The following is a 9,896-nucleotide window of genomic DNA, read 5'->3' as shown; positions in this document are numbered from 1 at the left end:
GGGGCTGGGGGGGGTAAATCCGGGATTAAATCTACATTTTCAAACAGCAGTTTGCAGAGCTTTTGAGTTAAAAACGGTTGCCCGCCCGTCCAATACAAAACCTCTCTCAAAACTTCAGCAGAGCGGTCTGTAAGCTCTGCCAACCCGGCTGCTAGCGGTTGAGCTTCTGTTTCGTCAAAACCAGTTAATTCGATCGCCCTACCGATATTAAAAGGCGTGTTGCTGGCAAGATTCTTGTCGCGGCACAAATCCGTCGGCGATGCTACACCCAAGAGTGCCCAGGTTAGGCGATCGAACTCTGAGTTATTGGCGCGCTTGTTATAGCACGATCGAATTAGGGCTAGGAAATCATCGGCGGGAAAATCCAGGGCGAGAATGCTGTCGATTTCGTCGATAAAAATGACAATATTGCTGGAAATATTGGCTAACAGTACGGTTTCGATAAATTCGCTCAATCTTTGAACCGGAGTTAAAAAATTGCGATCGCGCCACCAAGTCCGCACGTTGACAATATCCGACAGATTAAAGTTATTTTCGAGAATGCGTAGCAACCCAGCATACCACTGTTCGGGAGTCACGCCGCGGTTGCCAATTTCCGAAATGTCGATCGCAGCACAAGCAATTCCATCATATCTCAGCCGTTGAATTGTCCGTACCTGCAAGCTAGATTTGCCCATTTGGCGCGAATTCAAAACATAGCAAAATTCCCCCGCCTTCAATGCGTTATAAAAGTCGTCATCTGCTTGACGCTTAACGTAATTGGGAGAGTTATTTGTCAGACTGCCGCCGACTTGATAGTAACTGGGTTTTGTGGTAGAATTCATAGAATAAAATGGTTTTATATTTCGTTGATGATTCGGCGGTTGAAACCGCTCCTTGTCAAACGAATATCGGCGGTTGAAACCGATACTACACAAATAAAGTCCGGCGGTTGAAACCGCTGCTACACAAACCAAGTCCGCCTTCGCGGACTGAAGAAACGAGGCGCTATAAAAGCACAATTTTGTATGATATATTGTACCATAATAAGTAAATAGACTTAATCAAACGTAAGATACAAAGGGCAAAAAAGCTTACTATATAAGCATTATTCCTTCTGACTGACATCCGTTACGTCCGCTACAGAATCCGCTGCCGAACTTCCTTCTACTTACGCCATGCAAACTGATTGGATTGGATATCACCACGACAAAGACAAGTTAAGAACGGAAATTTGGTCTTTGCTGAAACAGCAAGCCGCATCTGTTGGCGATCCGTTCGGTCATATTCCCAATTTTGTCGGCGCCGAGTTGGCGGCTGAAAAATTGGCAACTTTACCAATTTGGCAACAGGCAAAAACGATTAAGTGCAATCCAGATGCGGCACAAATTCCCGTGCGGATGCGGGCTTTGCAAGACGGAAAACGCCTGTATATGGCAGTACCGCGCTTGACAGACGATCGCTGTTTTGTCGAGTTAACCGCTGAGGATTTGCACAAGCACAATATCCCGCTAGCCGAAGCTGCGATCGCCCGCAAAGCCCTCACTTGCGGCAAATTGGTAAGCTTTGAAGAAATGGAACCGATCGATTTAGTAATAGTTGGTTGTGTAGCGGTGGCGCGCAACGGGGGAAGAACCGGAAAAGGTGCAGGATTTGCCGATTTGGAATTGGCGATGCTGACAGAATTCGGGTTAGTAGAAATCGATACGCCGATTGTGACTACAGCACATCCTTTGCAAATTGTAGAAGATTCGCGTTTGCCGATGCAGGCTCACGATTGGGCGCTGAATTGGATTGTGACTGCCCAGGAGGTAATTGAGACTAAGACAACTTATCCGCGTCCAACTGGGTTAAACTGGGATAGTTTGCGATCGGAACAGTGGGAACAAATTCCGATTTTGCGAAAGTTGAGAAACTCGGCGATTGAAATCGCTACTACACAAACGAAGTCCGCCTCCGCGGACTAAAAAAAGAGCGGTAGTTCTTTCAATTTATCACTCCAAATTATTTTGACTAATTCAACTGGCTGGGCTTCATACCTAACCAAATTTGTTGTCCCGCTTCCTTGAATGCAAGCACGACTACATTAACTGATGAACCAACTGTTGGATATTCATCGCGTGTCAGAAAACCTTCATCTTTGAAATTATCTAGTTCAACAAGACCCGTAAACTTTATCCCTGGAAGGGCAACAAATATCCCAAAAGGCCAATGCTTGGTGACTACTCCTTTCAATTTAGTTCCAACTTTTAGAGACTCTTTTATTTCTTCCCACGATTGCTCGTCAATCATTTTATTGTATAAGCCTCCTACTTCCATCATTTAATTAGTAAGGTGCGTCAGATCCTCAACTTTGAAAAATCTCCCTAAAACTTCGTCTGACGCACCCTACAAGTTAAACGAACCGCGAGGGACGCGAAGTAAGAAAGAAGAAGAAGAAGGTAATTTTATAATATATCTACTTCGCAGCCAAAATACGCCACATAACGAAAGCAGTAAAACCTAGATAGCCAAACACAGTTATCCAATCTAGCCAATTATCGGAAGTTATCAAAAAAATATCGTTCATGGGCTGTTTGATTATCTCTTAGTCCGCGGAGGCGGACTTTGTTTGTGTAGTAGCGGTTTCAACCGCCGATTTCGATCTGTTTGATTATCTCTTAATCCGCGCAGGCGGATTTTGTTTTTGTAGTAGCGGTTTCAACCGCCGATTAATTTATATCGATACTACATTTTACCCGATCGCGCTCAAGTGCGATCGAAAATATTGCCGGTACAACTCGCACCTCGGCACGCACTCGTTTCCCTGCAACTTTACCAACCCCAAACTGTCCAATTTGAACGCCTGAATCGCCTTTAATTGCACCCCAGAATCCGCCGCCGCAATCTCTCTCATCCCCGCAGCCAACTCTGGATATTCTTCTAAATTCCACAGTTGGCGGCGCAAGTGATCGCTGTAAATTCCCGCATCGCTAGTGGCACTTTCTTTTAATTCATCAAGTGTCAACTCTGACTGCGAAATGTGATACAATGCAACTCGCACTAAATACGGGTGACCGCCCACAATTGCCATCAGTTGCTCAACTTCGGCATCTGACCAATGCAAATTGTGCCGCGCTGCTAAATCTTGGATTTGCTGGTGGTTAAATTCGGGCAAGTCTACGGGTAAGCCGACGTTGAAGGGCGATTGATTGATATTCATGGGGATGTAAACTTCGGTGGAATGTACTACAATTAATCGCAGTTTTTTCCAGATATCCCGCCGCTTCGATTCTTCGTGCCACGCCCGCAGCAGTCCTAAAAAGTCTTCGGCTATGTCGGGATATTGGAAAACGCGATCGATCTCGTCTAATCCTAAAATTAAAGGGCTGTCGATTTGCGGTAAAATGTATTTCTCAAAGTAATCTTTGCAGTTGACTTTGCTGCCGAAAATATCATCCCAATAATCGTCTAGTTGATTCGCCAAGTGCAACTCGCGCCCGACGTAAGCGCAAAACCATTTTAAGAATTTATCTAAGTTGGCGAATACACTTTTATCTACTAATTGAAATGTTAGCGGCACTGTGCAATAACCTTGACGGGCTCCGTGATGCAAAATTCTTGCCATCAAGGACGTTTTACCCATTTGTCTCGGTGCTTTAATTCTAATTAAGGCGCTGGGCTGCAAAATCGTTTGATAGCAGCGTTCTTCGATGGGCTGGCGTTCCACATAAAATTGAGACGCGACATCGACTTGTCCTCCCGGTAGTTCCGGTTCGGCGCTGGGTTGAGGTATTTCGTCGCTGCTAATTTCTAATACTTGGTTTGCTGTTAAATCTTCCGCTTGTTCTTTGACTGGTGCGGGAGTTTCTGCTAGCAATTTCAACACTTCTTCGATCAGAATTGGAGTGTCGCCGTCCTTTTGCCATTCCCTCTGTTCGATTCGGTACAGATAGCCCCGCAAATCGTGGTTTAGAGGCACGTTCAAGGGAAAACCGACGCGGATCGGTAAAATTATTGGTTTCTTGTCAGGACGCGAGTCTTGCAGTTCTTTTGCTTGCTGGACTTGATATGTTAGCAGTTCGCTTTGGCTGACGGTTGGCGGCAATAGCAATAGCAAATAATCGCATTCTTTGAGGAAGTAGTTTATGCGATCGAACCAATTATCTCCCAATCTAATGTTATTTTCGGCGGTGAAGACTGTATGCCCGATCGCACTTAAGGCCGTTTCTAACTGTTTTCCCAATTCGCGATCGGGTTCGGCGCTGCGATAACTCACAAATACTTTAACACTTCTGTTGCTGCTCGCTGTTTCCCCGGCAACGGGCAAATTGTCCGACTCAGCGACATCTTCGGCATCATCTAGTTTAGCCGATCGGTGGTCGCCATTCGTCAGAGTCAGCTCAAACGCCGCGAACAACTGTCGCAGTTTGCTGAGATCCGCACCTTCTCTACCCTGCTTAATTTTGCTGACAGTATCCGCGCCAACGCCCGACTCGGCCTCGATTTCCGTCAGAGTACCTCTAATGTTATATCGGTCAGACCATTCTTGGAGCGCCTCATTAAGTTTCTTTAAGCCAGGGGCTGTGAGAATTCGACCGCGATCGCGTTTTGACTTGAGCACTTCTGTTGCACTGAAATGGGAAGGAATCTAGGAACTTTAACGCCTTAAGTTCCTATTTTAAGCGATTTTAAGGGAGATAGTCAGCCCGCCGGAATTTAAGGAATTTTACTTGTAGAGGGTTTTTAGGCGATCGACTTTCTCAAACTCTGTCCTGATAACGGCTTCAACCTGTGAATATATTTGAAAAGAAAAAAAGATTCTTAACTCCCCAATCTCCCCTGCGAGCAACCACTGATTTTTTTAGAGTAGATACATCAAGGAAAACCCAGGAGCATCACCATGAACAAAATTTTACACCGATTGGCAATGGCCGCCTTAGGAACTGCTTCAATTGTGACAATTAATACACTTAATAATTTAACAGAAGCATCGGCCGCTGGTAAATTTGACCAACCGCAAATTCATCAGAATACGATTTTTCCAATTCCTGTCCCCCATCAGTTGCATAAATAGCATAAATCCATTTATTTCATTCAGGAGAATTTATGAAGTCTATACTTTGCTCGCCACAGCCTACCGCTACACAATCTGACTCCGTTGATGCTGATGCGATCGATGCCTGCACTGCATTAGCGTGGGTTGAATTGGTAGCATTAGATGACACCGCTCTCACGGGCGATGATTGGCTGGTGCTGTGCGATGATATTGATAGCGGAGAAATCTACCGCGGCTGGTTTCTGTGGCACGATCGCGAAGTTACCGGTAATTGGGAAGCTTACGACCATTTGAACGATCGCCGATTTGTCGCCAAAAGCAAAATTTTTGCCGAAAGTGCGATCGACTCCATCGAAGATGCGAGAAATCTGGCGATCAGACAATTAGAATTTTTCCTCTAAAACAAATACAATTCGGGCCGATAAAACAATAATTTTGCGAATACAATTCCCGATCGAATGAACTTTCCGATCTCTGGAACATGAGAATAAAAAAGTTTAATAGAACCGGATGCGCTCTAATTCCCGGAAACCGAATATTCTCAAAGAAAATAATAAAAATTACGGGTGCGGGCAAGAGTTGACTGTATGATGCTAGGTGGTTCGCCTCGAAAGCGGTTGAGAACAATGTTCCAACCGCTTTCTCGTTGCAGCCGTTAAACCCTTACCAGAAAGAATTGGTTGAAAGCCGGAGTCCCGATCCCCCTTGAGAAATTAAAAGAAAACTATTCATTACTCCCATCCTCTTCCTTCCAGGTAGAGGTCGCTCTCAACTGTCAACTGTCAACTGTCAACTGAATCCTCACACATGACTCCAAAACTGCGATGGCTGTTGCCGGCTTTAATTAGTGTTTTGTCGATCGCCCTCCCGGCAAAAGCTGATACACTAACATCCTGGCACTTCGACACCCGCCAAAACCAACTAAATTTAACCACAGATTCAGGAGTCCAGCCGGAAGTTAAATTAATCGCAAATCCCACCCGTCTAGTCATTGATTTGCCCGGAATAGTCTTAGAATATCCCGAAAGTCCTCAAAGCTACAACTCCGCTATTCAAGAAATTAGAGTCGGGCAATTTGACACCGAAACTACCAGATTAGTAATCCAATTAACTCCCGGTTATAAATTAGACCCGCAAAAAATCCGAGTCATTAAAGAATCTGCCACTCGCTGGTCATTTCAATTACCAAATCCCGAACAAATAGCAGCAAACGAGTCTTTGCAACCAGCAGCTATTACCCAAATAGAACAAAAATCCGGTCAAATCCCCCTAACTATTTCTTCAGCAAATCCCAGAAACTATGCTGCTGATTTGGCGATGCGCACCGGTTCGGAGATGAGCGCGATCAAGCCACAAGTCGAAAGCGCGATCGAACAGTACAAGTCGCTCAGCGCCGGAATGTTCTTTCTGGATTTAGATACAGGAGACTATTTAGACATCAAGGGCGATCGGGTATTTCCAGCCGCGAGTACCATCAAATTGCCAATCCTGATTGCATTTTATCAAGATGTAGACGCAGGCAAAGTTAGCCTCGACGAAACATTAGTTATGAAGTCCGACTTAGTAGCCAGCGGTTCTGGAACCATGCAAGACGAACCAGATAACACTCGGTTTAGCATCAGAGAAACCGTAGATAAAATGATTACGATCAGCGACAATACAGCCACCAACATGATTATCGAACGTTTGGGGGGAATTGCCAAACTCAACGAGCGTTTTCGTACTTGGGGATTAACAGATACCAGAATTCGCAATTGGCTCGGCGATTTTCAAGGCACAAATACCACAAGTTCTGTAGACATGGTAAAATTGCTATCAATGTTATCTCGCGATAAATTAGTTTCCGAATCGAGTCGAGAACAAGCTTTAGAATTATTGCGGCATACTACCACTAGAACATTGTTGCCTTCGGGTTTGGGACGAGGAGCCGTGATTGCTGACAAAACCGGAGATATCGGTTTTGTGGTTGGCGATGCGGGCATCATTGATATGCCCAATGGCAAGCGTTATTTAGCCGCAATTTTTGTCAAACGCCCTTACAACGACCCAATTGTCAGAGATTTTGTGCGCCGAATCTCGCGGATTGTCTACAATTATTTAGATCGGCCTTCGGCGAAAGCATCGAATTAAATCAATTCCTCTTCCTCTCATTCCCAGGCCGAGGCTGGGAATGAATACCAAGAGGCTCTGGCTCCGGTAAGGTTAGATTCTGTTGTATGTGAAGTCATTACTTGCTAGCAACAGGCATCAAATACTTCCCATGAATTTCGACCTCTGTCACCAAAAAATCACTAAAACTTTCATGGCTTTTAATGAAATCAATTTGGTTAGTTTCTTCGCAGTAAGAGTAAATCGGGGGATCTGCGCCTTCTGATAATCTAAAAAAGCTGAATTGATAGCCCTGGTGCATCAAAAAAATAAAGGCATCCTCTGCTAAGGATTCAGGAAAATTATTTTCATTTAACAACTCAACCGCCCACTCCTGAAGTTGAGGTAAATGATTCAAAAAACAGTCCGAACCCCGCAAGAATTTACCAGCACTACGCCCCATAGATAACATAAATTCTTGATAGGCCAGGGGCAGAGAAATCCCCAACTGTTGCTCGACAGCCATTACCTCATCGAATGCCATTATGCGACAAAAGAGCAATCCCCAACTCTGGGATTGCTCTTTTGTGGCGCAATTACAAATTAGTTGATTTATTGACTACTCTTTTCGCTCAATAACCACAGTCAAATGAGCCACAACTGCCCCAACTGCCGCCAGTACAGCAGCAATTGGAAATACTACACTCCCCGCAACGCCACCTACCAATCCCGCCATCAGCGGAATGTCTGCTAAAATCCGCCCTTCTGGGTTTTTGATGACAAGGCGGCGCAGTTTTCCTTGTTGGATTAATTCTTTGAGTTTAGCAAATAAACCATCGGCACTAATTTTAAATTCTTCCACTCTAACTTTTTCCTCTGTAGTAAATTCTGAGGCGAATAAAGGAGTTTCAACTGTTGGGTTGGCTGCTTCTGCTGCTGCTGTATCTTGTTGGAGAATTGTTGCTTGTTGTTCTAGTTGTGAGTTCATTTTGTGTAGGGCAGGCGAACACCAGCCGTTAAATTTCTATACTTCTATCTTGCCCGATCGCACTTGGCAACGACAGGCAAGGAAACCCTACAACCTGCATTCGTATTTTCCCCCTCTGCCTTTTTACTCAAAACTTTACCTCTGTTGCTAAATCAGGATTTATCTATTCCTAAAGGTATAGCTCCTATATGCTGGGATAATCTCATGTCGTAACTAAGATTAGTTTGATCGTTGGGAATGCGAGTCCTCTGAACGATGGGGACTAACGAACCATCAAACAGCACAATTAAATCCCGTGACTTTTACCAATCACCCAATTGCGGCGGAAAATGCGAGCCAGAGTCGATTCTTCCAATGCAAAATAGATTGGCCGCCCGTGAGGACAAGTCCGAGGATTGCGAGTTTGCTGCCATCTATCCAGCAAATTTTGCATTTGCAAAAGATTTAAAGGAGTACCGTTGCGAATGGCGCTGCGACAAGCAGTCGCGACTTGAGCTGCTTGCAAATCTGCAACTTTACTGAGTTCAAAAAGCGCCTCCGCACAGTCATCTCGCGAGGCTAACAATTCCGGCACTTCGCGCGCCGCCCATAGCTGTTCGCCAAAAGTTTCTACTTCTAAACCCAAGCGCGATAAATTCTCAATTTGCAGCGCCGATAATTGACTGAGAATCACGGGTTTTTCTAGACTTTTTAGCTGCCAAGCCGCGCACAGTTCCTCGTACAAAACACGCTCGTGAGCGATGTGCTGTTCTACTAACCACATTCCGCTGGAATGTTCGGCGACGATGTAAGTATTGTGAACTTGAGCGATCGCCCTCAATTCCATCAATCCTATTTTACCACCTTTTGCTTCTGCACCGCGGCCGTCATTCTGTCGAGCCGAAACCCCGACACTGTAAGCACTTTTCTGTTCCGATGCTTTCAGCAACTGGCCTACGCGATCGCTAATTGCAGGAGCTGGCAAAACTTCATCGTTGAGGTGCAAAGCCCGATCGATCGCCGCGCTAACTTGTGCTTGCCAAAAACTCGGATTTCGCAAGTAAATTTCCACTTTAGCCGGGTGGCGGTTCCAGTCGATTTCCGAGGGAGAGATTTGCAGGTGGACAAAACACACGGGATAGCGATCGCGCCCACAAGTGCGGGCGAAGGCACTGAGAATAGTTTGCTCTAATTCCGGCGATCGCACAACCCGCCGATTTACCGCCACCTTTACCCAATCCGGCCGCCTGCGGTGACAGCGATCGGGCAACCCAATTACCAATTCAAAAGACTGGGAATTGCTTGCAGGTAATTTGGTCTCTTCAACTACTGGCAATTGATAATCTTGCTTGATTGTAGCTCCCACAAGTTGATGTTCTCGCACCAAACTTGGTGATTTATGATTTTCCGGAATTCCCGGCAAATCTAACTTTAAATACTGCAAATCGCTAGCTCGTACCCCGCGCACAAATTGAGGTAAAATTTGTTCGGCGGTTGCGCCGGGAGTTACGTAAAAACAAGGCGTGTTTCCTTCACGCAACTGCCAATTAACGTGCGGGTGACAAATAGCTATTTGCTGAATAATTGATTGGATCGATCGCATTTGCTGTGTCGGCGTCAAAAACGTGCGGCGCACGGGCCAATTGCCAAACAAATTAGCCACAGTGACTACCGTACCAGGAGCGATCGCCACTGTTTCCACCTCCACAGCAACACCTGCGTTGTTGTAAACCACCCGCCAGCCCGATCGAGCATTTTGAGTTTCGGCCTTGTTAAACGATGACTTCTCAGCTCCCCCCATTAACAAGGGGGGGCTGGGGGGGG

The 9,896-nt window shown here is 45.5% G+C and carries 10 protein-coding genes; 4 read left to right on the top strand and 6 right to left on the bottom strand.

Annotated features, from left to right (window positions below):
* On the bottom strand, positions 1–824 hold an 824-nt coding region (locus QT974_RS24995; RefSeq protein ID WP_333471104.1), incomplete at its 3' end, for an AAA-like domain-containing protein.
* A 333-nt stretch (positions 825–1,157) separates the two neighbouring features.
* Between QT974_RS24995 and QT974_RS24990 the strand changes: the two genes are divergently transcribed.
* Positions 1,158–1,946, top strand: coding sequence for a 5-formyltetrahydrofolate cyclo-ligase (locus QT974_RS24990; protein WP_333471103.1), 789 nt, complete (start codon positions 1,158–1,160; stop codon positions 1,944–1,946).
* Between the two features lie 46 nt (positions 1,947–1,992).
* Here QT974_RS24990 and QT974_RS24985 read toward each other — a convergent pair whose 3' ends face one another.
* Both QT974_RS24985 and QT974_RS24980 read right to left on the bottom strand, forming a co-directional pair.
* On the bottom strand, positions 1,993–2,301 hold the full coding sequence (locus QT974_RS24985; RefSeq protein ID WP_333471102.1) for a S1 RNA-binding domain-containing protein: 309 nt from the start codon (positions 2,299–2,301) through the stop codon (positions 1,993–1,995).
* 412 nt (positions 2,302–2,713) lie between these two features.
* Positions 2,714–4,582: an AAA-like domain-containing protein gene (locus tag QT974_RS24980; protein WP_333471101.1), complete on the bottom strand. Its 1,869-nt coding sequence runs from the start codon at positions 4,580–4,582 to the stop codon at positions 2,714–2,716.
* Between the two features lie 279 nt (positions 4,583–4,861).
* On the opposite strand from QT974_RS24980, the gene QT974_RS24975 reads away from it, so the two are divergent.
* The 3 genes from QT974_RS24975 to QT974_RS24965 all read left to right on the top strand — a co-directional run bounded on the left by QT974_RS24975 (position 4,862) and on the right by QT974_RS24965 (position 7,147).
* Positions 4,862–5,035 carry a hypothetical protein gene (locus QT974_RS24975; protein WP_293185671.1) on the top strand — a complete coding sequence of 58 codons (174 nt, stop codon included), beginning with the start codon at positions 4,862–4,864 and terminating at the stop codon, positions 5,033–5,035.
* A gap of 32 nt (positions 5,036–5,067) precedes the next feature.
* Positions 5,068–5,418 (top strand): hypothetical protein, encoded by a 351-nt coding sequence (locus tag QT974_RS24970; protein WP_333471100.1) that lies wholly within the window; start codon positions 5,068–5,070, stop codon positions 5,416–5,418.
* A gap of 406 nt (positions 5,419–5,824) precedes the next feature.
* Complete coding sequence (locus QT974_RS24965; protein ID WP_333471099.1) at positions 5,825–7,147, top strand: serine hydrolase; 1,323 nt, start codon at positions 5,825–5,827, stop codon at positions 7,145–7,147.
* A 97-nt stretch (positions 7,148–7,244) separates the two neighbouring features.
* On the opposite strand, the gene QT974_RS24960 is transcribed toward QT974_RS24965, so the two are convergent.
* The 3 genes from QT974_RS24960 to mutL form a co-directional block, all read right to left on the bottom strand.
* The gene (locus QT974_RS24960) at positions 7,245–7,649 is read right to left on the bottom strand and encodes an SMI1/KNR4 family protein (protein ID WP_333471098.1); all 405 of its coding nucleotides are present in this window, start codon (positions 7,647–7,649) and stop codon (positions 7,245–7,247) included.
* A gap of 75 nt (positions 7,650–7,724) precedes the next feature.
* Positions 7,725–8,093 carry a DUF4342 domain-containing protein gene (locus QT974_RS24955; protein WP_333471097.1) on the bottom strand — a complete coding sequence of 123 codons (369 nt, stop codon included), beginning with the start codon at positions 8,091–8,093 and terminating at the stop codon, positions 7,725–7,727.
* Positions 8,094–8,379: 286 nt separating this feature from the next.
* Positions 8,380–9,896: DNA mismatch repair endonuclease MutL (mutL, locus tag QT974_RS24950; RefSeq protein ID WP_333471096.1), on the bottom strand; the 1,517-nt coding region annotated here is incomplete at its 5' end.

Origin of the sequence: Microcoleus sp. BM001215392 (genome assembly GCF_036700185.1) — a bacterium.
Classification (GTDB): domain Bacteria; phylum Cyanobacteriota; class Cyanobacteriia; order Cyanobacteriales; family Microcoleaceae; genus Microcoleus.
This window is presented reverse-complemented; position numbering and strand designations above follow the sequence as displayed.

Bases quoted from the DNA above. Each gene is read 5' to 3' on its own strand.
- QT974_RS24985 (WP_333471102.1), bottom strand. From the start codon at position 2,301: ATGATGGAAGTAGGAGGCTTATACAATAAAATGATTGACGAGCAATCG.
- QT974_RS24975 (WP_293185671.1), top strand. From the start codon at position 4,862: ATGAACAAAATTTTACACCGATTGGCAATGGCCGCCTTAGGAACTGCT.
- QT974_RS24970 (WP_333471100.1), top strand. From the start codon at position 5,068: ATGAAGTCTATACTTTGCTCGCCACAGCCTACCGCTACACAATCTGAC.
- QT974_RS24955 (WP_333471097.1), bottom strand. From the start codon at position 8,093: ATGAACTCACAACTAGAACAACAAGCAACAATTCTCCAACAAGATACA.
- QT974_RS24990 (WP_333471103.1), top strand. From the start codon at position 1,158: ATGCAAACTGATTGGATTGGATATCACCACGACAAAGACAAGTTAAGA.
- QT974_RS24960 (WP_333471098.1), bottom strand. From the start codon at position 7,649: ATGGCATTCGATGAGGTAATGGCTGTCGAGCAACAGTTGGGGATTTCT.
- QT974_RS24965 (WP_333471099.1), top strand. From the start codon at position 5,825: ATGACTCCAAAACTGCGATGGCTGTTGCCGGCTTTAATTAGTGTTTTG.